22 protein-coding genes and 1 pseudogene are annotated in these 21,596 nt (G+C 65.1%); 10 read left to right on the forward strand and 13 right to left on the reverse strand.

What is annotated here, in order from left to right; translation table 11 throughout:
* Positions 1-17: 17 nt before the first annotated feature.
* The 7 genes from dapC to typA all read right to left on the reverse strand — a co-directional run bounded on the left by dapC (position 18) and on the right by typA (position 6,865).
* Positions 18-1,145, reverse strand: coding sequence for a succinyldiaminopimelate transaminase (gene dapC / locus BJF89_RS06390; protein ID WP_187344679.1), 1,128 nt, complete (start codon positions 1,143-1,145; stop codon positions 18-20).
* Between the two features lie 61 nt (positions 1,146-1,206).
* Positions 1,207-1,530 (reverse strand): ferredoxin, encoded by a 324-nt coding sequence (gene fdxA, locus BJF89_RS06395; RefSeq protein WP_038547609.1) that lies wholly within the window; start codon positions 1,528-1,530, stop codon positions 1,207-1,209.
* A 99-nt stretch (positions 1,531-1,629) separates the two neighbouring features.
* The gene (locus BJF89_RS06400) at positions 1,630-2,085 is read right to left on the reverse strand and encodes a hypothetical protein (protein WP_075813234.1); all 456 of its coding nucleotides are present in this window, start codon (positions 2,083-2,085) and stop codon (positions 1,630-1,632) included.
* A 4-nt stretch (positions 2,086-2,089) separates the two neighbouring features.
* Positions 2,090-3,037 (reverse strand): N-acetyl-1-D-myo-inositol-2-amino-2-deoxy-alpha-D-glucopyranoside deacetylase, encoded by a 948-nt coding sequence (gene mshB, locus BJF89_RS06405; protein ID WP_075813236.1) that lies wholly within the window; start codon positions 3,035-3,037, stop codon positions 2,090-2,092.
* Positions 3,030-4,184: an ABC transporter substrate-binding protein gene (locus tag BJF89_RS06410; RefSeq protein WP_075813238.1), complete on the reverse strand. Its 1,155-nt coding sequence runs from the start codon at positions 4,182-4,184 to the stop codon at positions 3,030-3,032. Before BJF89_RS06410 ends, mshB begins: the two co-directional genes overlap by 8 nt.
* Positions 4,070-4,912, reverse strand: a complete 843-nt coding sequence (locus BJF89_RS18480) for an ABC transporter substrate-binding protein (RefSeq protein WP_075813240.1) — start codon at positions 4,910-4,912, stop codon at positions 4,070-4,072. Before BJF89_RS18480 ends, BJF89_RS06410 begins: the two co-directional genes overlap by 115 nt.
* A gap of 42 nt (positions 4,913-4,954) precedes the next feature.
* Positions 4,955-6,865, reverse strand: coding sequence for a translational GTPase TypA (gene typA, locus BJF89_RS06420; protein WP_075813242.1), 1,911 nt, complete (start codon positions 6,863-6,865; stop codon positions 4,955-4,957).
* A gap of 311 nt (positions 6,866-7,176) precedes the next feature.
* Between typA and BJF89_RS06425 the strand changes: the two genes are divergently transcribed.
* Positions 7,177-7,896: a hypothetical protein gene (locus BJF89_RS06425; RefSeq protein WP_075813429.1), complete on the forward strand. Its 720-nt coding sequence runs from the start codon at positions 7,177-7,179 to the stop codon at positions 7,894-7,896.
* Positions 7,897-7,919: 23 nt separating this feature from the next.
* On the forward strand, positions 7,920-8,465 hold the full coding sequence (locus BJF89_RS06430) for a DUF402 domain-containing protein (protein WP_075813244.1): 546 nt from the start codon (positions 7,920-7,922) through the stop codon (positions 8,463-8,465).
* A gap of 251 nt (positions 8,466-8,716) precedes the next feature.
* Here the strand turns inward: BJF89_RS06430 and BJF89_RS06435 are convergent, their stop codons facing one another.
* Positions 8,717-9,886 (reverse strand): acyl-CoA dehydrogenase family protein, encoded by a 1,170-nt coding sequence (locus tag BJF89_RS06435; RefSeq protein ID WP_075813246.1) that lies wholly within the window; start codon positions 9,884-9,886, stop codon positions 8,717-8,719.
* Between the two features lie 117 nt (positions 9,887-10,003).
* On the opposite strand from BJF89_RS06435, the gene BJF89_RS06440 reads away from it, so the two are divergent.
* The 7 genes from BJF89_RS06440 to BJF89_RS06470 all read left to right on the forward strand — a co-directional run bounded on the left by BJF89_RS06440 (position 10,004) and on the right by BJF89_RS06470 (position 16,304).
* On the forward strand, positions 10,004-10,744 hold the full coding sequence (locus BJF89_RS06440; RefSeq protein ID WP_158026042.1) for a DUF4232 domain-containing protein: 741 nt from the start codon (positions 10,004-10,006) through the stop codon (positions 10,742-10,744).
* The gene (locus BJF89_RS06445; RefSeq protein WP_083650527.1) at positions 10,741-12,522 is read left to right on the forward strand and encodes a hypothetical protein; all 1,782 of its coding nucleotides are present in this window, start codon (positions 10,741-10,743) and stop codon (positions 12,520-12,522) included. The genes BJF89_RS06440 and BJF89_RS06445 overlap by 4 nt, the downstream gene beginning before the upstream one ends.
* Before the next feature lie 52 nt (positions 12,523-12,574).
* Entirely contained in the window at positions 12,575-13,243 is a 669-nt protein-coding gene (locus BJF89_RS06450; RefSeq protein ID WP_075813248.1) for an SDR family oxidoreductase, read from the forward strand.
* On the forward strand, positions 13,237-14,136 hold the full coding sequence (locus tag BJF89_RS06455; RefSeq protein WP_075813250.1) for a patatin family protein: 900 nt from the start codon (positions 13,237-13,239) through the stop codon (positions 14,134-14,136). Before BJF89_RS06450 ends, BJF89_RS06455 begins: the two co-directional genes overlap by 7 nt.
* 46 nt (positions 14,137-14,182) lie before the next feature.
* Entirely contained in the window at positions 14,183-14,713 is a 531-nt protein-coding gene (locus tag BJF89_RS06460; protein ID WP_075813252.1) for a hypothetical protein, read from the forward strand.
* Positions 14,714-14,796: 83 nt separating this feature from the next.
* On the forward strand, positions 14,797-15,294 hold the full coding sequence (locus tag BJF89_RS06465; protein ID WP_075813254.1) for a hypothetical protein: 498 nt from the start codon (positions 14,797-14,799) through the stop codon (positions 15,292-15,294).
* Between the two features lie 80 nt (positions 15,295-15,374).
* Positions 15,375-16,304 (forward strand): DUF808 domain-containing protein, encoded by a 930-nt coding sequence (locus BJF89_RS06470; RefSeq protein ID WP_075813256.1) that lies wholly within the window; start codon positions 15,375-15,377, stop codon positions 16,302-16,304.
* Here BJF89_RS06470 and BJF89_RS06475 read toward each other — a convergent pair.
* The 4 genes from BJF89_RS06475 to BJF89_RS06490 all read right to left on the reverse strand — a co-directional run bounded on the left by BJF89_RS06475 (position 16,267) and on the right by BJF89_RS06490 (position 20,684).
* Positions 16,267-18,108 carry a BCCT family transporter gene (locus BJF89_RS06475; RefSeq protein WP_083650528.1) on the reverse strand — a complete coding sequence of 614 codons (1,842 nt, stop codon included), beginning with the start codon at positions 18,106-18,108 and terminating at the stop codon, positions 16,267-16,269. The two genes, BJF89_RS06470 and BJF89_RS06475, sit on opposite strands and share 38 nt — an antisense overlap.
* A gap of 189 nt (positions 18,109-18,297) precedes the next feature.
* Positions 18,298-18,771 (reverse strand): acetyltransferase, encoded by a 474-nt coding sequence (locus BJF89_RS06480; RefSeq protein WP_075813260.1) that lies wholly within the window; start codon positions 18,769-18,771, stop codon positions 18,298-18,300.
* Positions 18,762-19,871 carry a magnesium and cobalt transport protein CorA gene (locus BJF89_RS06485; protein WP_075813262.1) on the reverse strand — a complete coding sequence of 370 codons (1,110 nt, stop codon included), beginning with the start codon at positions 19,869-19,871 and terminating at the stop codon, positions 18,762-18,764. The genes BJF89_RS06480 and BJF89_RS06485 overlap by 10 nt, the downstream gene beginning before the upstream one ends.
* A gap of 87 nt (positions 19,872-19,958) precedes the next feature.
* Positions 19,959-20,684: an endonuclease/exonuclease/phosphatase family protein gene (locus BJF89_RS06490; RefSeq protein ID WP_075813264.1), complete on the reverse strand. Its 726-nt coding sequence runs from the start codon at positions 20,682-20,684 to the stop codon at positions 19,959-19,961.
* Between the two features lie 152 nt (positions 20,685-20,836).
* Here BJF89_RS06490 and arr point away from each other — a divergent pair, with 152 nt between their 5' ends.
* A complete protein-coding gene (arr, locus tag BJF89_RS06495; RefSeq protein ID WP_075813266.1) occupies positions 20,837-21,262 on the forward strand; it encodes an NAD(+)--rifampin ADP-ribosyltransferase in 426 nt (141 codons plus the stop codon).
* 107 nt (positions 21,263-21,369) lie between these two features.
* Here arr and BJF89_RS06500 read toward each other — a convergent pair.
* Positions 21,370-21,555 (reverse strand): annotated as a pseudogene (locus BJF89_RS06500) (YchJ family metal-binding protein); the annotation flags it as partial.
* Positions 21,556-21,596: the final 41 nt, after the last annotated feature.

Here is a 21,596-nt window from a genome sequence, read left to right on the forward strand (position 1 = left end):
ACGGTGCCGGATGCGCTCTATTCAAGCCCCGCGGCGAGCCGTCGGGCGGCGGTGACGATCTGCATGTCTGTGGCAGTCAGTCCGATCCGTACATGCTCGGCACCGCCAGGACCGTAGAAGTCGCCGGGTGCCACCAGTATGCCGAGCCTCGCGAGTCGGTCCACGGTATCGCGACAGGGGCGTCCTTCCGTGGCCCACAGGTAGAGACCACCGTCAGAATCGTCGATACGCAGTCCCGCTGTCTCCACCGCAGCAGACAACAGTTCGCGGCGCTTACGGTAACGCTCCTTCTGCAGGATCTCCTGTCCGTCATCCTCCAGGGCCGCGACAGTGGCCGCCTGGACAGGACCGGGCATCATCAGACCCGCGTTCTTCCGGACGCTGAGCAGTTCGGCGATCAGCCCCCGGTCACCGACGAGGAACCCGGAACGGTACGACGCGAGGTTCGAGGTCTTGGAGAGCGAGTGAACCGCGATCAGGTTGGTGTGGTCGCCGTCGCTCACCCTCGGATCAAGGATCGACACCGGGGCGTCCTCCTCCGACCATCCGAGACCGAGGTAGCACTCGTCGGAGACGACGACGACGTCACGTTCCCTGGCGAACTCCACGATCTTACGGAGATGGTCGATCCCCAGCACCTTGCCGTGCGGGTTGGCCGGCGAATTGATGAAGACCAGCGTGGGCGTCTCCGGGCCGAGCTTGAGCAGTGAGTCGCTCCGGACAGCCCTCGCCCCGGCGAGACGGGCACCGACCTCGTAGGTCGGGTAGGCGAGTTCCGGGATCACCACCGTCTGTCCCGGCATCACGCCGAGCAGGAAAGGCAGCCATGCAATGGCTTCCTTCGTACCGACCACAGGCAGAACCGCGTCCTCACCGACGCCGGTGACACCGAACCGTCGCGCCAGCGCCTCGACGATCGCCCGGCGGAGCTCCGGTGTGCCGACAGTCTGCGGGTAGCCGGGAGCAGCCGCGCTTTCCGCGAGTGCCAGCTGGATCGACGGGGCAACCTCGTCGACCGGGGTCCCGACCGAGAGGTCAACGAGCCCGTCCGGGTGAGAGGTCGCCACCTGTTTCGCACCGGACAGGGAGTCCCAGGGAAAGTCGGGGAGCTCGGAGGAGAGGGTACGGCGGGAACGGCTCGACATCATTTTTCCTCAGGTTTCCTCAACAGTGGTGGTGGCGTCGGCGGAACAGCGGTGGCGGGGATCAGTCCTGGTTCTGCGGCGGGAGGTTCTTGATCCCCTCCACGTCGAAGTCCTGCGGGCCGAGCTTCGCAGCTCCACCCGGGTCCCCGAGGTCGTCGAAGAACGCGACGTTGAAGTCGATGTAGTCCTCCCACTCGTCAGGGAGGTCGTCTTCGTAGAAGATCGCCTCGACCGGGCAGACCGGCTCACACGCACCGCAGTCCACACACTCGTCCGGGTGGATGTACAGCGAACGCTTGCCCTCGTAGATGCAGTCGACGGGGCACTCTTCAACGCACGCCCGGTCCATCACGTCCACACACGGCTGCGCGATCACGTAGGTCATCTGGTTGTCACCTTCTGGAATTCGTCACTGTCAAGAGTTCTCAATGTATTCATCAGCCGCCCCGGAGTCACCGGGGCTGCAGTCGTCGCTGTGATCTTCTCACTTCAACCGCAGTAATGCCCAACCGCCGCCGGCCGCTCCCAGTGGAAGGAGGAGCAGGGCCCACACGGTACCGGCAAGGATGGTGTCGCCACCCAGGCCGGGTAACGCCGGCCAGAACAGCAGCAGAGCGTACCCGGCCAGCCACACCCATAACGGCGCCGCTGCAACTCGCCGGTTGTCGGTCCACAGCAGAGCCGTCTTCACGAGCACGTAATTGAACCACGGACCGACGATCACCGGCCAGGGGAACGGCACCGAGACGTCACCTACGGTGATCCTCGACCCCAGGTAGAGTGCTGACAGCAGAATCGCCACCAGCGACCCGACGCAGAGCCAGACGATACCGGCCACCCGTTCCGAGCGTGCGGTGTCCCGACGAACCTGAGAACGCTCCGGATCACCCCAGTGCGGCTCGGCGACGGGGTCTACGGCTGTCGTGTCTTCAGACTTCATCGGATCACCTCCCTTCGGCAAATAGACAGTCTAGTCTGTCCAGAGCGTCCGGGGGAACACTGCCCCTCGTGGAGAAGTCTTCTCCCAGCGTGTAGCTCTCAGAATCCAACAACGGCTGGGTGATGAGGTTGGACAGGCAGAAGGCGGTCGGCCCGGAGGAGAACCGTGGGCGGTCGTTGACGTCAGAGACCGAGCCGTCCGCGACCCACAGCTGGGTCGCGTGCGCCGCCATCGCTCGTCTCTTGGCTGCGACGTCCTGCTCGCTGCCCTCGACCCTGGCGTCGACAACCCGTGACGGGACAGTCGCCAGATCTCCGGGCTGAGCACGGAGCCAGCCCTCGGGCGGCGCGCCGTGGGCGTCAAGGGCGCGCAATCCTTCGTCGACGCGTTCACGTTCCTGTGCCGTCCAGTAGATCCTGGCCGGAGCCCAGTGGCCCTCCCGGGCGGCGTCGGTGGCGGCACGGTGGGTGATCTCGTGGGCGCGGATATGGTCCGGGTGCCCGTAGCCGCCGTCGGGGCCGTAGGTGACGACCACATGGGGCCGGAGTTCATCGAAGAGCTCCTTGAGCTGGTCGACGGCGAGCTGACCCGAGTTGACGAATGCACGTGGATGCTCGGCGGCAGGGGTGCCTGCCATCCCGGAGTCGCGCCACCGGCCCGGCCCACCGAGGAAGACCGGCCGGCCCAGTCCGAGCTCCCCGAGTGCGCGCTGGAGTTCGGCGATGCGGTACCCGCCGAGGATGTCGCAGTTGTCGGCGACGAGGCTGGCGTACTTGTCACCGATGACCTCCCCCTCCTCCCCGAGGGTGCAGGTCACCACGGTCACGTCCGCACCACGACGGCTCCAGTTCGCCATCGCCAGCCCGCCCCAGATGGACTCGTCGTCCGGATGGGCGTGGACGGCGACGACACGGAGCCCTGTCAGGTCGCCGTTTAGGCGTGTCTCACTCATTGTCGGCCTCCCGGGTCGTGTCGGTGTCGTTGTGTGTCTCATCGTCGTGTGGCTCGGAACCGCCGGCCCTGAACCATTCCGGAACGGTGACGAAAGGACCGGACCGCTCCCCCACCGGCCAGGACGCGACCCTACCTGGGGGCCCCGCAAGTTCGGCGGACCGCCCCACCACGACCCGGTCGCCGGTCAACGGCAGGGACAGTGCCTGACTGGCGAGGTATTCGCCCACCTGGTCGTCGGTTCCGTCCTCGAGGAGAGCGTCCAGCTCCGCATCACAGATCCCCGAGATATTCGACGCCCGGGCGTTCGGCGCCACCTCGTCCGATTCCGTCGTGGCGGGTGGGGCCTCCTCCGAGGTCGTCGACTCGGGTGCCTGCGAGGATGTCACGTCGTCACCGTCACCGTCTGCCTCGGTAGACAGTTCGGACTCCGTCGGGAGCTGCTGGGACGGCGCCCTCAGCGGACGGTCCGCCTCATCGCAGGTGAACATACTGCGAAGGTCGGTACGTGATCGCTCACGGTCCTGCCAGACCACCACCGCGTCGACCTCCCCCCGGGGAAGAAACGCCGAATACAGGTCAGATGCCGTCGGAGTGACGACGGTCGCGGGGATGCCGGCGGAGCCCAACTGGTCGACGATCCGGCGGGCGGCCTCGACGGCTTCGTCATCCAACGTGTCGGCAGCGATGCGCAACGGGTCAGCTGCGGTGGCACCGATCGTCTCGGCAGCGTTCCCGGAGTCGGTACGTCCCCGGAAAGCGCCGGTGCCGCCTTCTGGCGCGACAGCATCGGGATCACCGGTCACCAGCCTGGCGATCTGGTCGGAGTCGACGCTCGACAACAATGCCCTGCGCGCCTCGGCGGACTCCAGGCGCCCGGCTGCGACATTCGGGACCATGTCCATCCGGGTATCCAGATCGACGGTGGTCGATCCAACACCGGGCAGACTACCCACCGACTCCGCAGTCACCGCACCGCTTCTCGTCGTCAACATCTGGAACTGGCCGGCACGCAGCATCTGCGTCGACGTGTTCAGGTCACCCGACTCGGAGAAAACCACCCGGTCCGTTCTCGCCGGTGAGGTTCCCCAGTACCTGGTGTTCCTCTCCAGGACCAGGTTTCCTCTCCCCGGGTCGAACTGCCGCACCGTGTAGACCCGCCTGAGGCTGCCGGAAGAGTTCCGAGCACGGTGGTGAAGTTCCGCCCCTCGGCACCGTAGATGTGGCTGGGCAACAGGTGGGAGAAAAGCTCACGCCAGTCCTGCTGGGGCCGGGAGAAGGTGACGGTGACGGTATTGCCGCCGGCGGACACCTCCAGGTCGCTGATGTCGGCGTAACCGGCGTTGTCCGTGGTTCCGGGCATGGTCATGACCTGTTGCCACAGGTAGTGGAAATCCGAGCCACTGATCGGGGTACCGTCAGACCACTGTGCCTCACGCGCGAGCGTGTACCGGACCTCCGTCGGGGCATCCTCCTCGCCGGAGCGCACATCGACGGACTCCAGCAGATCGGAGTTCAGCACGGTCCGTCGACCGTCGTCCCCGACGGTGAAGGCACTGGGCAACGTCAGGTCTGCGACAGTTGAGGTCAGCATCGACCTGGAGCTCACCAGGTGGGGGTTCAGGTCGGCGGGGATCCGGTCCACGCCGACGGTGATCGTCCGTAGTTCCTCCGGGACCGCAGAGGCGTCGTCATCGGTGTCCCCGGACGCGGAATCATCCGGCCGGCCCTCCCCCGCCTCCTCCGCGTCATCGACGGTGGGCGCGTCACCGGGATCGGCCTGGCAGGCGGACAACACCAGCCCGCAGGCGGTGACGACCGAGGCAACCGCGACGACGGACGACGGACGCCGCCGAGATCTACTGAACTGCTTCACCTGGCGACGGCTCCTCATGGTCCGGACTATGGAGGGGTTGGCCTACTTGTTGCGTGCCTTCATGCGCGACAGCGCGCGCGCACGCTCGTTGGCGCCGAGGATGACCTTACGCACACGGATGTTCTCCGGAGTGACCTCAACACACTCGTCCTGGCCACAGAACTCCATGGCCTCGTCGAGGGTCAGGTTGCGGGCCTTGGCCAGCGTCACGGTCGCGTCCGCCGTTGCGGAGCGCATGTTCGTGAGCTTCTTCTCCTTGGTGATGTTGATGTCCATGTCTTCGTCACGGTTGTTCTGTCCGACGACCATGCCCTCGTAGGTCTGGGTGCCGGGCTCGACGAAGAAGTCACCACGGTCGGCGAGCTGGGTCAGCGCGTAGGCGGTGATCTGGCCGGTGCGGTCGGAGACGAGTGAACCGTTGGGCCGGTCCTTGATCTCCCCTGCCCAGGCCTCGTAGCCGGCCGAGTAGTGGTTGGCGATGCCGGTACCACGGGTCTCGGTCATGAAGATCGTGCGGAAACCGATCAGGCCACGGGACGGGACCGTGAAGTTCATCCTGATCCAGCCGGTACCGGTGTTGTCCATGCCTTCCATGCGCCCCTTACGGGCGGCCATGAGCTGCGTGACGGCACCGAGGTGCTCCTCCGGGACGTCGATGATCATGTGCTCGTAGGGTTCCTGGAGCTTGCCGTCGACGGTGCGGGTGACCACCTGTGGCTTACCGACGGTCAGCTCAAAGCCCTCACGGCGCATCGTCTCGACGAGCACGGACAGTGCCATCTCACCGCGCCCCTGCACCTCCCAGGCGTCGGGACGTTCGGTGGGCAGGACGCGGATCGAGACGTTACCGATCAGTTCCTGATCCAGGCGGGCCTTGACGACACGGGCGGTCAGCTTGTCGCCACCGCCGCGCCCGGCCATCGGGGAGGTGTTCACACCGATGGTCATCGAGATCGCCGGCTCATCGACGGTGATCCGGGGCAGCGCGACCGGATGATCAGGGTCAGCGAGGGTGTCACCGATCATGATGTCCTCGATACCCGACACCGCGGCAATGTCACCGGCGATGACTTCCTCGGCCGGGACACGGGACACCCCGACGGTACGCAGGAGCTCCGCGATCTTGGCGGTCTTGGTGTGCTCGACCCCGTCGGCGTCGTAGTGGATCCAGGAGACCTGCTGGCCCTTGCGGATCGTACCCGCGAAGACGCGGATCAGGCCGATGCGGCCAAGGAAGGAGCTCGAGTCCAGGTTGGTCACGTGGGCCTGCAGCGGCGCCTCGATGTCCGCGGAGGGCTCCGGAAGCACATCGTAGAGGACGTCGAAGAGCGCCTGGAGGTCCTCTGCATCCGGGACGTTCCCGTTACCGGGGTTCTCGGTGGAGGCCTTGCCTGCACGCCCTGAGGCATAGAGAACCGGCAGATCCAGCAGCGTCTCCGCGGCAGCTGCCGCTTCCTCGTCGTCGAGAGCGGCAGCGAGCTCGAGGAGCAGGTCCTGCGCCTCGGTGACGACCTCGTCGATGCGGGCATCCGGACGGTCGGTCTTGTTGACGCAGATCATCACGGGCATCTTTGCCTCGAGTGCCTTGCCCAGCACGAAACGCGTCTGGGGAAGGGGTCCCTCGGACGCGTCGATCAGCAGCACGACGCCGTCGACCATCGACAGCGCGCGCTCCACCTCGCCACCGAAGTCGGCGTGACCGGGCGTGTCAATGACGTTGATGACCAGGTCACCGCCGTCCTTACCGAGGCCGGCACGGCGGATCGCCGTGTTCTTGGCCAGGATGGTGATGCCCTTCTCTTTCTCCAGATCCCCCGAATCCATGACACGGTCCTCGACCTCGCCGTGGGCATCAAACACCCCGGACTGACGCAGCATTGCGTCGACGAGGGTGGTCTTGCCGTGGTCAACGTGGGCGACGATGGCGACATTACGGAATTCAGTCAGTGACACAGATCCTTCAGCTTCCTAATTGAGAGTCAGTCGAGGTCGGGGGCCCGGGGCACCGCTGAGCGGCCCCGGGGTGACAACGACGCTCCAGGGTACTCGACAGAGCCCCATTTTTTCTCATCGACGCAATCCAGCGCGGGTTAACGTCCGTCACTGCTATGGTGGTCAAAAGCGAACCTTGGTCACTGCCTGTTACTCATGTTACTGTTGTGACTAATGTGACGTTTGATGCGTTCGTGGCGTCCCCGCCGACGGCACGATTCACAACCACCGAGAGGCTGACAGTGCTTTCCCAGTTCACCCGCACCTCGCGGATCGCACGGACCGGACGACCCGCCCGTCGCATCACCCGCGCCGTCTCCGCCGTCCTGACCGCTGTAGCCGTGTCCGCAGGCGCGTCGTTGGCCGCAGCACCGGCGGCACATGCCGCCCCTGCGCTGCCGGGCCTCCCCGATCTTCCCGTCGACAACCTCGGACGCCCCACACCGGAGCTCCTGCAGCAGATCGAGGATTTCGCCAACAGTCCCGACGTCCCCGACAACGTCAGTGACATCCTCAAGCGGGTCGTCAGCTTCTTCCGTGGCGACGGGGAACCCGGTGTCGGTCTCCCGGACAACGCACCGGGATTCACCCAGTTCGGTTGGCCGACACTCGCGTCGAACTGCATCGGGGGCACAAGTAATGCGGTCGGCCTGGCCATGGGCGTCCCCGGCCCCGCCGAACTGCCGCTCCCCGGTGTTCCCGGTGGCCACGTCTCCTTCGTCTTCACTGCACTGGGCACCGGAACCGTTGCCGAGAAGCAGAACACCGGAATGCGGGTGCACTGGGTAAACATCAACAACGGACGGATCGGCCACACGGAACTCGCCTACGGCGGGATCAACCCGGAGGGACCCGCCACCATCAACGGCCTGGCAGACACCGGCCCCGGTAATGTCCTCGCCCTGTTGGAGGGCGGGGTGACCACCAACGAGGAGGGCGCGCAGGGCAACTGCACCTTCCTGCCGACCGCCGGGATCTTCAACGTCCGCTGACCCCGTACCGCCACGACATCTCCATGAGTGCAGCGCATCCGCCCAAGACCGAGAGCTTCGACATCGCCGGGTTGAGCAACACCGACCCGAAGGGATTCATCCGTCGGGTGGACCAGTGGCACCAGCATGACGGCATGCTGTACATGGCCAGGCCGGCAGACCACCCTCGCTTCGGCTACCTCGAGAGCTGGTTGATCCCGCCACTTGATCTGCGCGTCAACCGCTTCCACTTCCGTGACGGGGAAGGCGGCCGGTTCGCCGGCCAGGATCTCTACGTCGACATCGCCTTGATCGACCGTGACGATCTCCAGTGGCGTACCATCGACCTGTATGTCGACCTGGTCACCTATGCCGGGGGCCGATGGGAGGTTCTCGACCTGGAGGAGCTCGGTGATGCACTTCTCGCTGGTCATATCGACGCCACGACGGCTGCGCGGGCGCTTGAGTCGTCCCAACGCCTCATCAACGGGATGCTGGACCAGGGCGGGGTAGACGGCTGGTTGACGACCCGGGGTTTCCACCTGTCCTGGGCCGACGAGGTCACACTGGCGGCCCCTGAATCGACGTAGCCCTCCACGGAGGCCCCTGCGCCACCACTACGTGAATTTCCACCGACACTGCAGGGCACTGCCAGCATCCTCCAAGATCACGGTCGTAAGTTGATTGTCAGAGCCACCGCAACGGTGGCCGGCAGGCAGAGAAGCGACCGGAAGGACACCCCGTATACGGCAGCTGAGCATTCTCCTCTTGAAACGTCAGCAGTTAACCCCCCGACCCTCTGGGCCGGGGGTTAACTGTGTGTCCGGGGGTTCCCCGGCCTCTACTTGAGGATCTGGCGGCCCATGACCATGCGGCAGACCTGGTTGGTGCCCTCGTAGATCTGCGTGATCTTGGCGTCGCGCATCATGCGCTCAACCGGGAAGTCACGGGTGTAGCCGTACCCGCCGAGCAGCTGTACCGCGTCGGTGGTCACCTGCATCGCGATGTCGGAGGCGAAGGTCTTCGACCCGGCGGCCAGCAGCCCCAGCTTCTCCCCGCCCTCTGCCTCGCCGCGCTCCGCGTTGGAGGCCGCGGTGTAGATCATCAGCCGTGCGGCGTCGATCTTCATCTTCATGTCGGCGAGCATGAACTGCGTGTTCTGGAAGGCCGCAATGGGCTTACCGAACTGCTTGCGCTCCTTGACGTACTCGACTGCGGCGTCGAACGCGCCCTGGGCGATACCGAGTGCCTGGGCGCCGATCGTCGGCCGGGTGTGGTCCAGGGTCGCCAAGGCGGTCTTGAACCCGGTCCCCTCGTCGCCGATGATGCGGTCGCCGGGGATCCGGCAGTCCTCGAAGTACAGTTCGGCGGTCGGTGACCCCTTGATACCCAGCTTGTGCTCGAGGCCACCGACCCGGAATCCGGGATCGTCCTTGTGCACCATGAAGGCGGAGATCCCGTTGGCCCCGGCCTCTGGGTCAGTCACGGCCATCACGGTGTACCACGTGGATTTTCCACCGTTGGTGATGAAGCACTTGGAACCGTTGAGGACCCACCCGTCACCGTCCTTGGCGGCCTTTGTCTTCATGCCACCGGCGTCAGAGCCGGCCTCACGCTCGGTCAGCGCGTAGGACGCCATCGCACCGTTGGCGATGTCCGGGAGGACCTGCTGCTTGAGCTCCTCGGACCCCGACAGGATCAGCCCCATCGTGCCGAGCTTGTTCACGGCCGGGATCAGTGAGGACGCCCCACACACGCGGGCGACTTCCTCAATGACGATCACCGCAGCCAGGGAGTCGCCGCCCTGTCCGCCGTAGGCCTCACCGACGTGGATCGCGTTGAACCCGCTGTCATTGAGCGCCTTCAGTGCCTCTTCCGGGAAGCGCTCGTCCTCGTCGACGGCAGCAGCGTACGGAGCGATCTCCTGCTCCGACAGTCCACGGATACTATCGCGGAGCTCGCGGTACTCGTCCGGCAACTGGAAAAGGTCAAAATCAGGGTTGAAAGCCATGAACGTCAGTCTCCTGGGAAATCGTTGGAAATGCTCGCACCGGACGTTACCCGGGACGGTCCGTCTGCACCGAGGTACGCCGAACCCGATGATGTGATTCAGCCTACACTGGGGGCCATGGTTACTCAGCACCCGCAGGGGACTCCGAACAGCACAGATACCACCACCAGCGTGGCAGGTCGCGCCAGGTTTCGTCGCACCGCGGCTGTGGGAGCTGTGGGGGCGTCACTGATCCTGGCGATGTCGGTCCTCAGCGCGTGTTCCGACGGAGACAGTTCGACGGACGCGGGCACGACGCCGATCGAGGGCGCCGGGTCCACCAGTGACTCTGCCGCAGACCCCGCCGGCACTCCTGCCGATACTCCTGCCGACAGCGGTGACAACGCCGGGGACACTGGTAATTCGGGCGGTGAAGGCCGCTGTACGACTGACGGTCTCGACATCGCACTGGGCCAGAGCCAGGGCGCGGCCGGCAGCCTGCTGGTGGACGTGAACTTCACCAACTCCACGTCCGAGGACTGCACCCTGTCCGGGTTCCCCGGCGTAACGCTCGTTGACGACGCCGGCGATCCGCTCGGTGCCCCCGCAGTCCGCGAGGACAACGCCCCCGGCGGAGTTGTCGACCTCCGCCCCGGCGACTCAGCTACTGCAGCCCTGAAGATCAGCAGGGCGGAGAACTACGATGACCAGACCTGCGGCCCGACTCCCGCCGGCGGACTGCAGGTCATCGTGCCCGAGGAAACCGACACCACAGTCCTGAGCTTCGCCGACGGTTCCGGCGACCTCGCCCAGGTCACCGCGTGCACCGACGACTCGGTGGAGCTGCTGTCCGTCCAGCCCCTCACTGCTGGCGCGTGATCCGGGCACTTACTCCCGTCGTCATCGCGGTCGCCGTCCTGGTACTGCGGGGATGGCAGTTGAGCCAACGAACCTTCTACTGGGATGACCTTGTCATTCCCGCCCGATTCCGGGACACCGGCCTGTGGGTCCCCTACGACGGTCACCTCATGCCCGGCTCGGCTGCCGTACAGATCCTCGCAGACTCCGTGGCCCCCTTGCAGTGGTGGCTACCTGCAGTCCTGACGGTTGCTGCGACCGCTCTGGCAGCGTTCCTCTGGTGGCGTCTGCTCGGTCACCTCACGGACAGGCGACTGGTCCGCGCCGCCTCCTTCACCGCGATAATGTTCTCGCCGTTCCTGGGAACCGCCTCCGGCTGGTGGTCAGCAGGCAACAATGCCCTCGCCTGGCAGATCGCGGCCGCCGGAGTCGGCGTCATTGTGCTGTCCACCCCGGCGCGTTCGGGGCTGGGTGCGACGATGGCGCGTTCCCTGGCCGCGAGCCTCGTGTTGTTCGCCGGTCTGTGTATGACGGAGAAGTCCCTGTCAGTGGTTCCTGCGTTGTTCGTGGTGGCGCTGGTACTGCGCGCGGGCGGACGACGGACCTCGCTGCCCGTGTTCAGCCTGCCGGGTGTGTTGACCGTGGGGTGGGTCGTTCTCTACCTGCTTCTGGTCGACCGGTCGCCGGGGGCGTTCACTCCTGCCCTCGACGGGATCTCCACCGCGCTCGGTTCCTCGGTGCTGCCGGGCGTCCTCGGTGGTCCCTGGAGTTGGGACCGGTGGAACCCGTCGCCCGCGTTCTCGACGACCCCCGGAGCAGTCCAGGTGGTGGCCGCACTCGTGGTGGCAGGACTCGTCACTGCCTTTGTTGTCCGCCTGAGGTGCCGAATCGTCGTCGGTCTTGCCGCCCTGGCGGGTTCTGCCGGCTACCTTGTGGTCATCCTGCTGCTGCTTCGTGAGGGACGCACCGGCGAAGGGTCGACAGACCTGTTGGCCCGTGGCATGCACTACTACGCCGACTGGTGGGCCGTCACCGTCCTCCTTCTCGTCGCCGCCGTGAGCGGGGCCGTGCGCCCGGAGGCCCGTCGTACTGGCCGCGCCGGGTCCGCTGACCGGGCGGAACCGCAGACGGCAGCCGCGGCGGCGGTCTGCCTCCTCTTCATCGTCAGCTCGACCGCGTCCACCGTCACCTGGGTCTCGGCGTGGTCCGGGGATGAGACCGGCGATTATCTTGCCGGAGTTCGCCAGGCGGTCGATGACGCTGAATCCTCCGGTATTCCTCTCCCGGACCAGAACACCCCCCTTGAGGTGCTTACCCCCCTGATGTCGCCGTACAACACGGTCGGTGCGGTGGCCGGTCGGTTGCACGGCGGTGACGGCATCGGTGCGGTCACCACGAATCCGCGGGTCGTGACACCCGACGGACGGGTCGCGGATGCCGCCGTGCTCGACATCGCCAGAAGCGCTACGGGAGGCTCCCCTGGCTGCGGTATTCGGGTAGAAGCCGGCCAGCCGCAGATCATCACCGTTGATCCCGCGCTTCCTTTCGGGGACTGGACGTGGGAGTTCACCGCGACCGCCGACCAGCCTGTCACCGTCGGGCTGTCCACCCCCAACGGCCTCGAGGAGGAATCGCAGTGGCGTGCACGGACCGTGGACGTCGACGTGGGCACTGATCTCGTGACCAGGTGGGTCAATCTGTCCGGCGGCGGGGGGACGATCCTGGCAGAGGTCGACGGCCCGCCCGGATCCCACGTCTGTGTCGGTGCCGGCGCGGTCGGTCCGCTTCTGGCCCGCTAGGCTGGGGACGAGACTCAGGACACAAACGACCTCGACGAAAGGCACCCACATCATGTACGACATCGTCATCATCGGCGGCCACGGGAAGGTGGCCCTGCTGACGGCACCGATGCTCGTCGAGTCGGGCAGCACCGTGACGTCGGTGATCCGCTCCCGTGACCAGTTCAATGAGGTCAGGGAAACCGGCGCGACCCCCACTGTGGCGGATATCGAATCCATGAGCACCGATGCCATCGCCGAACTCCTCGAGGGGCATGACACCGTCATCTGGGCTGCGGGTGCCGGCGGAGGAGATCCCGAACGCACCTGGGCGGTGGACCGTGACGCGGCAATCCGCACCATCAACGCCGCCGAAGAGGTCGGTATCAGCCGCTTCATCATGGTGTCGTGGTCGGGTTCCTACCTCGACCACTGCATTCCCGAGGACAGCGACTTCTACCCGTACGCAGAGTCGAAGGCGGCTGCCGACCAGCACCTCCGCGATTCCGAACTCGACTGGACGATCATCGCGCCGAGCAAACTGACCGATGACCGGGACCGCGGTGGGATCGAGATCCTTCCGGAGGGCGACGGACGGACCGACGCCACCGAAGTGCCGCGGGAGACCGTGGCCCAGACCATTGTCGCTGCACTGGAGTGCCCACAGACTTCAGCGCGGACGATCAGGTTCAACGAGGGCAATGAAGACCCCCACGAGGCGTTGCGGAGGATCGAATGGTGACCCCCTCCGACTCGGCACATGTGGAAGCCCCCGACGTCGCCCTCCTTTTCGAAGGCGGGGGGATGCGCAACAGTTACACTGCGGCCTGCGTGTCCGAACTCATCGAGCACCAGGTCCGATTCGGCTGGGTCGGTGGAATCTCCGCCGGTGCATCACACACCGTGAACTTCCTGTCTCACGACGCAGAGCGTGCCAGGCAGAGCTTCGTGGAGTTCGGTGCGGCCCCGGGCACCGGTGGTATCAGCTCCTTCCTCCGTGGCGACGGCTACTTCAACGCCGAGTTCATCTACGAGACCTCAGGGCTGCCAGGCAACGAGTTTCCGTTCGACTGGGACGAGTTCGCCGCTGACCCGACACCGTTCCGCATCGGTGCGATGCATGCCCGGACCGGCGAGACGGTCTACTGGGGCCGGGACGACATTCCGGACCTGCAGTCGTTGATGAAGAGAGTCAGGGCGTCCTCGACGATGCCCGTACTGATGAAGACTCCTGAGGTCGACGGCGAGCCGTATGTCGACGGAGCACTGGGGTCCTCCGGTGGGGTGCTGCTGGAAGCGGCCGAGGACGATGGTTTCAGGAAGTTCCTGGTCATCTGCACCCGCCCACGCGATTACGTCAAACCTGACGTCAAGTACCCCGGGGCGGTACGACGTGTGCTCAGAGATACGCCGGCTGTCGCAGAGGCCGTCATCACCCGGCCCGCACGCTACAACGCGACCAAGCGCCGTCTCCTCGAGTTGGAGGCCGAGGGGCGTGCACTCCTGTTCTTCCCGGACCATATGCGGATAGCGAACACCGAACGCAAGATCGACAAACTGCGGGCGTCCTACGAGGACGGCGCGGCGCAGACCAGTGCCGACTGGCCGCGGTGGATGGAGTTCCTCACGGCGTAACCCGTAGTCGCTGACCGGCCGCCGGCCACCCTGTACAGTTCGATCCATGGACGCCAGGCCCCGCGGAGACGGGCTCCTCCGCCCCTCCGATCTTCCCGAGGTCATCGCGCACCGACGCGCGCTCCTTCACCGCAGCCGTGTGCCCACTGCTGAGCTCGCCGCCTCCACGGACGATCTCCGGCGCATCGACATGATGATCACCGCGAATGAGGACAGGGCACAGTCCCCCGCGTCCGCCATGGCGTGGACGATCGTGGTCACAGTCGTTGCGGGACTGCTCGTCCTCGGTGGGTTCCGCCTCATCACCGTCGTCACCGAACCGCGGATCTGGGATATCGCGGGGACGGCCGGAGGTCTGCTTCTGGTCCTCGGCGGCTTCTTCAGCGGCGTACTCTGTGTGGTCTATCTGTGGGCAGGCGTCGCACTGCACCGTCGGACCATCCGGCAGGACCGGGCATTCCGGTCCGCCATGCACGAATTGTTGCCCGAGGTCGACCAAAGGTCCGCAGTCACGGGTTCCAGTCGTGCCTGGTTGGTCGGTCAGCTCAACGCCGTCGGGGAAGAAGAGATGCGGTAGCGGGTAACATTTCCGCAGCACAGGCGATTGTTTTTGTGAGTGAACCACTATCGGACTTCTCACCACCCTGGAAGTGATGCACCATGTCATCCTCACGCTCTTTCCCTCAGCGGCTCCTCGCCGGAGTCGCCGCACTGGCCGCGTCCACAGCGCTGGCCGTCGGCATCGCCAGCCCTGCACAGGGCCAGGAGGGCCGACCGTTGGCCGTCTACCAGATCCCGGCGCTCGGGCTTCATGTCAATGGGCTCGTCGTCCCCGGCCCCTACTTCGCCTCCGTCGTGGCCCGAACCACCGGCACTCCTGGTGAGGTGAACATTTCCGCCCCGGCGGACCCGACCATCTGTTACGGAAGCGCAGCCAGCTCACACGTGACCGTCAACTACCTGAATCTCATGACGGGAAAGGCCGGTGAGGTCACGGTGAAGCCGTGCGCGACCTACCTCGACCCGACACCGCTGAACGTCACTGAGAGAACCGGCGGCGGACAGGTCGCGGTGTCGATCCGAGTGACGAACTCCGCGATGTTCCCGGATGCGGGGCAGCCGTCGTTGCCCGGGGCAGGTACGTTCCGCGTTCCGTGACGTCCACCCACCGGCCGGGGCCAGGATGTCTTAGGATAGGGAACTTCTCCCCCATCCCCTGACTTTCTACGGAGTACGCCATGGCCGGTGGTCTGATCGCACTGCTCGACGATGTCACCCTCATCGCCAGGAAAGCAGCCGCCAGCAGCCGCGATATCGCGCAGGCGGCGGCGACCACCAGTACGAAAGCCGCCGCGGTCGTCGTCGATGACGCAGCCGTGACCCCCAGCTTCGTCCAGGGGGTCAGTCCCGCCCGTGAGCTGCCGATCATCTGGAGGATCACGAAAGGCTCACTGGTCAACAAGATCGTCATGATCCTGCCGGTGATCCTTCTCCTCAGCTGGCTGGCACCGTGGGCGCTGACACCCATCCTCATGGTCGGCGGCACCTATCTGGCGTTCGAAGGGGCGGAGAAGATCTGGCACGCCGTAATCCACGGTGGCCCTGACGACAGCACCGCCGACGCTCCGGACGACGAGGATTCGCTGGTGAAAGGGGCGGTGCGTACCGACTTCATCCTGTCGGCCGAGATCATGGTCCTGTCCCTCAATGAGCTGACGGGTCGGGGGTTGCCCCAGCGTGCGGCGATCCTCGTCGGCGTCGCGCTGGTGATCACCTTCGTCGTCTACGGGGTGGTCGGGCTGTTGGTCAAGATGGATGATGTCGGCCTGGCTCTCGCCGACCCTGCCCGCGATCGGACAGAGTTCGTCCGTCGCCTGGGACGTGGACTGGTGTCGCTGATGCCCCGCATCCTGACCGCGCTGTCGGTGGTCGGCACGGCTGCGATGCTCTGGGTCGGCGGGCATATTCTCCTGGTAGGTACGGACGACCTGGGTTGGCACGCGCCCTATGCTGCCGTCCATCATCTGGAGGAGTTGGTGTCGTCCGCCGGCGCGGCCGTGCAGTGGTTGGTGGAAACCGGCTGCTCAGCGTTGATCGGGCTCCTCGTCGGTTCTGTTGCCGTCGGAATTGTCACGGCCGTCCGTCGGGTGACTGTTCAGACGCGGTGATGTACTCCCCCCGTTCGTAGTCGTAGTCGACAGGGTTCCCGTCCTCGTCCGTCCGCGTGTACCAGTCCGTGACTTCGGCTGCACGGGAGTTGAAGTCACCGCCGGTGGCGTAGTCGCTGTCTGCGTCAGTTTCTTCAACGGCGATCGCGAAGTTGTCGCCATGGTCTCGCACACCGTGCACCACCGCGTTCGACAACGCCTGCTCCTGGAAGTCGTCGCGGATCGTGTACGGATCGGTACGGAGTTCCCGGAGCAGGGCCACCGCCATCAGTACCAGGACGACGGCGAACGGCAAGGCAGTCACCGTGATGAAGTTCTGCAGTCCCTGGAGAGCGTCCTCGCCCCCTGCGAGAAGAATGACGACGGCGATACCCGCCATGCACAGACCCCAGAACACCGTCACACCTTTTCGGGGATCCGGGTTCCCCCGCTGCGACAGCTGGGAGTTCACCAGCGAGGCAGAATCCGCCGTGGTGATGAAGAACACGGCCAGCATCACGATGACCACCGGCGCCACGATGCCGGCACCGGGCAGGTGATCCAGCACCGTGAAGAAGATCTCTTCAGCCGCCGGCATACCGGCCGGGTCATCGCCCGGCGCGATACCCCCGGACTGTCGCTGGATCCAGATCGAGGTGCCTCCGAGGATCGTGAAGGCCAGCACGATGATCGTCGACGGGATGAACAGGACACCGAGGATGAACTGGCGGATTGTGCGTCCCCGGGAGATCTTGGCCACGAAGACCCCGACGAACGGAGACCAGGAGACCCACCACGCCCAGTAGAACGTGGTCCACCCGGAGAGGAACGCCTGCATCTCCTCACCTTCGCCCATGTTCGCCGACAACATCTCAGGCATAGACCCGACGTAGTCGACGATCACCGCGGGGATCATATTGGCGAGAAACGCCGTGGGGCCGACGATGAAGAAGAACAACGCCAGCCCGATGGCGAGCACCATGTTGATGTTCGACAGCCACCGGATACCCTTGGCCACACCAGAGACCGCGGACAGGATGGTGCCGACCGTCAGGATCATGATGATCACGAGCGCGAAGGTGTTTCCCGCCGGCGACCAGCCGGACACCACCTCCACGCCCTTGGCGATCTGCAGGGCACCGATGCCGAGCGACGCCGCAGTGCCGAAGAGTGTCGCGACGATGGCCATCCCGTCGATGAGACGCGCGGGAAGTGTGTCGGTGGATTTCACCGCAAACAGTGGCATGAGGATCGAACTCATCAGAGGTACCCGGCCCCTACGGTAGGACACGTAGGCTACGGCGAGCCCGACAACGGCGTAGATGGCCCAGGCGTTGATCCCCCAGTGCATCGCCGACTGCGACATCGCACCCTTGACCGCTTCCTGGGTGGCGGCGTCGTAACCGCCGGGGCGGGGATCGAGGTAGTGGCTCATCGGTTCATACGGGCCGAAGAAGATGATGCCGATACCGATACCGGCGGCGAACAGCATGGCCGTCCAGGACATCGTGGAGTACTCGGCCTTCTCACCGTCCAGGCCCAGTGGGATCTTTCCGTACCTGCTGAAGGCCAGGATGAGCAGGAAGAACATCAGTCCGGTCGCCAGAGCGGTGAACACCCAGCCCATGTTCTCCATGACCCATGCCAGTGCTGCCGACGAGACATCGAACACCTGCTGTGGGTCAAGAACACCCCACGCGATGAACGCGACGATCAGGCCGCCGACCACACTCACGATGCGCCAGTCGATGGAGTACCTGATGCGTTGATCCTCCACAGAGACACCCGGTACCAGGGCCGGGTGGATGCTGTGCGGGTAGGTCACTTCCCGGATGAAACTCTTCGCGGATTCCTGCGGGTGGATACGGTCTGCTCGCGTTTCTCTCCAGGTTCTGAGGGGTCCATGGTCGCTCTCTCCGTTGTCTTCTCTTGTGGTTCGTCACTGCCAACCCTTACAACGGTAGAGAAGAACCTCCTGCGCTGCAGGAACCGTCACGACGGTCCCCCGTAGCGGTCAGAGAGAGCACGACCACGACATGTGGAGAATCGGGTATGGGCGTCCGGCATCGTCGAGGTCGTCCCGGCTGGTGGCGGTGAATCCCCGCCGACGGTAGAAGGCCACCGCCTGAGCATTCTGTTCATTGACGTCGACCCGGCGCACGCCGTGACGGTCCAGTGCGTCGTCCAGGAGCAGAGTTCCGATGCCCCTCCCCCTGGCTGCAGCATCGACGAACAGCATCTCGAGGTTGCCCTCGCTCGTGCCTGCGAAACCCACAGGGACACCGTCGAGGTCGGCGACGGTCAACAGTACCTGAGGGAAATATTCCGCAGGCAAGGCCGACTCGATGGCGTCGCGGTCCCCGTCCGTCAGGAAGTCATGGGTGGCATCGACGGCAGATCGCCAGATTCCCACGAGTTGGGGGTATTCGTGCGCTCCGCGGCACGGTCGTAATGACGGGCGTCCCGTCGGAGATGAATCTACATCCATTTGCTGCGGCGGAAGAAGACGTAGAGCAGGACGGCCACCCCGAGCATCATGCTCAACGCCATGGGGTACCCGAAGGCCCAGTGCAGTTCCGGCATGTCGTCGAAGTTCATCCCGTAGATCGCACCGACCAACGTCGGGGCGAAGAGGATGGCGGCCCATCCGGAGATCTTCTTCATGTCCTCGTTCTGACGCTGTGCGACGAGGGTGGCGTTCACGTTGAGAATCTGGGCCAGGGCCTCCCGGTGATCTGCGGCGAATGTCCCCGCACGCGTCAGGTGATCAGCGACGTCATCGAGGTAGGAACGGAGCTCCTCGGGGATGTCGTACTTGACGAATCCCGCCCGCAACGCGTCAAGTACCTCTGCCATCGAGGCGATGGTCTGTTGGACGTCGATGACTTCCTGGCTCAGGCGGTAGATACGTTCCGCGACCGCAGCATCACCGCTGAACACCTGCCGTTCGATCTGCTCCTTGTCGATCGCGATACCGCGGAGGACGGGAGGGTACCCGTCGACGATCGCATCCAGGATCCGGTAGACCACGGCCTCCGGTCCCAGTCGCAGGACGTCCCGGTCCGCCAACAACGTCCGTTCGCGGGGGTCGCTACCGTCCGACGCGGCCAATGCGGCACTGTCGGTCCCGTCGACCCATCGTCGGTCCTGGCACAGCACGGCAACGAAACCGTCCCGGACGAGGATATGGAACTCTGAGAACGCGACATCCTCCGCCGCATCGTTGTAGCGGGCGGACCTGGCGACGATGAACAGGACGTCGCCGTACCGCTCGAGCTTCGGGCGTTGGTGGGAATTCACCAGATCCTCGACGAGCAGCGGGTGCAGGTCCCACGCGTCGGCGAGTTCCCTGATGCCGTCTCTGCCGGGTGCCGGATACAGAAGCATCACCATGCGCTTCGGATGATCGACGGCGGACGCCGTCGCCTCTGCCACCGTGGTGTCTTCCGGGGCAGGGTGTGCGCTTCCGTCGTCAACGTAGGTCATGACGGGCGGTGTCACGGTCGGTGCCGGCACTGCCCCCTCGACCCGCTGCTTCGCCCGGGTGAACCTACCGGTCCTGCCGTCATTGATCCTGCGGTTCCCCATACGTCTACCCTCTCGGCCTGAGGTGTGCTCTGTTGTCCGTGAGTTACCCTAGCCCCCGGCAGGCCAGGCGGGTAACTCGCACGCGTCTCAGGCAGTCGCGACAGGTTGCAGACCACGTCGGGCCGCGACGGCACCGTCGCCGCGCCGCTCCACCGAGGTCTGCACGAGGATCGGCAGATGGTCAGAGCGTCCCTGGGGAAGGACATCGACCCGGGACTGCCTGAAACCACGCGACAGCGCGAAGTCGTAGTTCCCCCGCAGGACGCCGTAGCGGGAGTAGGTCGCTCCGGTGCTCCTGGCCATCTCGAAACCATGGGCGTCGACGTGCCGCCGCAGGCCGCTCTGGAACAACGGGTAGTTGAAGTCTCCGACCATGACGGAGGGCACTCCGGCGCCGATCTGGCCCAGCGCCTCGAAAGACGTGCGGATCTGCTGACGACGGAGCGCGTTCGTCGCCGTCAACGGGGCTGCGTGGAAAGACGCGATGACGACGTCACGGTCATGCTTGGCATCATGAGCCCTGACCATGACAAGCCGCTCGGACGCAGGTTTCATGACACGGTCATGGAAAGACTTCTCCAGCGCGGTCACCTGCAGATCCTTCACATCGAACCGGTTGGCGTGCAGGTAGACGGCGAGACCGAGACGGTTCTCCGTGGTCGCGTGGACGAGTTCCAGGCCGCCGAGACGGCTCGGAAGCCGACGGGTGTCCGCCTCCTGGACGCAGATGGCATCCGGGACATGAACACCTGCGAGCGGGAGGAGCTCGGTGACAGCGTTGTGTTTATGCAGGTTGTAGCTAATCAGCTTCATTGGTGTACAAGCATAGTCCATCCGAGGTCTCAATAGATGAGTGAATCTAGTGAGATCGGTACCGTCTTCCACAGGAAAGCACGTGAAGGGCGACCGATGAGCATGGGTTCACGGCACCGTTCTCTCGTCGGACGTGCTGCTAGAATAGAGCGATGAATCAAGCTTCCCCGCAGGTGAATGGGCCTTTCTTCCACGGTACGCGCGCCGCACTGCCGGTGGGTGACCTGCTGCGTGCCGGGCACCCGTCAAACTACCGTCCCGAGATCATCATGAACCACATCTACTTCACGGCTATGAAGGACGGTGCCGGCCTCGCCGCGGAGATTGCCGTCATGCTCGGTGGAGCAGACCGCGAACCCCACGTCTACGTGGTCGCCCCCACTGGCCCGTTCGAAGACGACCCGAATGTCACGGACAAGAAGTTCCCCGGTAACCCGACGTTGTCCTTCCGGACCTCCTCCCCACTGAAGATCGTCGAAGAGATCACCGACTGGCCACGCCTCTCAGCCGAAGCGCTCGACATCTGGAGAACCCGGTTGACCGCGATGCGCGACAGCAGTGCCGAGATCATCAACTGACCGGCATTCTCACTCCACCTCGCCGTCAAGGTAGAACCACTGTCCGCCCTCGCGGAGAACCGGGAGCGTTCCTGCATCACACCGATGCCGCCGCCGTCAGCGATATAGGTGGCCCAGAACTCCACGACACCGGTGTCATCGTCCACACCTCCTGCGACCGTGTCGATGATCTGGAGCCCACGCCAGAGAGGATTGTCCGACAGGTCCACCTGGGCTGGTCTCGTCGTCGGATGCCAGGTCCGCAACAACCAGGCCTCATCGGCCCGTCGAAAGGCATCAAATCGCGACCTCATCAACGCCTCGGCGGTCGCGGGTTCCTGCGAACCGGCGTGGC

The sequence above is a fragment of the Corynebacterium sp. CNJ-954 genome, assembly GCF_001942345.1.
Taxonomy (GTDB): Bacteria; Actinomycetota; Actinomycetes; order Mycobacteriales; family Mycobacteriaceae; genus Corynebacterium.

Bases quoted from the DNA above. Each gene is read 5' to 3' on its own strand.
- BJF89_RS06450 (WP_075813248.1), top strand. From the start codon at position 12,575: ATGTACGACATCGTCATCATCGGCGGCCACGGGAAGGTGGCCCTGCTG.
- BJF89_RS06470 (WP_075813256.1), top strand. From the start codon at position 15,375: ATGGCCGGTGGTCTGATCGCACTGCTCGACGATGTCACCCTCATCGCC.
- dapC (WP_187344679.1), bottom strand. From the start codon at position 1,145: ATGTCGAGCCGTTCCCGCCGTACCCTCTCCTCCGAGCTCCCCGACTTT.
- BJF89_RS06430 (WP_075813244.1), top strand. From the start codon at position 7,920: ATGAGTGCAGCGCATCCGCCCAAGACCGAGAGCTTCGACATCGCCGGG.
- BJF89_RS06465 (WP_075813254.1), top strand. From the start codon at position 14,797: ATGTCATCCTCACGCTCTTTCCCTCAGCGGCTCCTCGCCGGAGTCGCC.
- BJF89_RS06460 (WP_075813252.1), top strand. From the start codon at position 14,183: ATGGACGCCAGGCCCCGCGGAGACGGGCTCCTCCGCCCCTCCGATCTT.
- BJF89_RS06435 (WP_075813246.1), bottom strand. From the start codon at position 9,886: ATGGCTTTCAACCCTGATTTTGACCTTTTCCAGTTGCCGGACGAGTAC.
- arr (WP_075813266.1), top strand. From the start codon at position 20,837: ATGAATCAAGCTTCCCCGCAGGTGAATGGGCCTTTCTTCCACGGTACG.
- fdxA (WP_038547609.1), bottom strand. From the start codon at position 1,530: ATGACCTACGTGATCGCGCAGCCGTGTGTGGACGTGATGGACCGGGCG.
- BJF89_RS06400 (WP_075813234.1), bottom strand. From the start codon at position 2,085: ATGAAGTCTGAAGACACGACAGCCGTAGACCCCGTCGCCGAGCCGCAC.
- BJF89_RS06490 (WP_075813264.1), bottom strand. From the start codon at position 20,684: ATGAAGCTGATTAGCTACAACCTGCATAAACACAACGCTGTCACCGAG.
- BJF89_RS06480 (WP_075813260.1), bottom strand. From the start codon at position 18,771: ATGGATGTAGATTCATCTCCGACGGGACGCCCGTCATTACGACCGTGC.
- BJF89_RS06440 (WP_158026042.1), top strand. From the start codon at position 10,004: ATGGTTACTCAGCACCCGCAGGGGACTCCGAACAGCACAGATACCACC.
- BJF89_RS06455 (WP_075813250.1), top strand. From the start codon at position 13,237: ATGGTGACCCCCTCCGACTCGGCACATGTGGAAGCCCCCGACGTCGCC.
- BJF89_RS06485 (WP_075813262.1), bottom strand. From the start codon at position 19,871: ATGGGGAACCGCAGGATCAATGACGGCAGGACCGGTAGGTTCACCCGG.
- mshB (WP_075813236.1), bottom strand. From the start codon at position 3,037: ATGAGTGAGACACGCCTAAACGGCGACCTGACAGGGCTCCGTGTCGTC.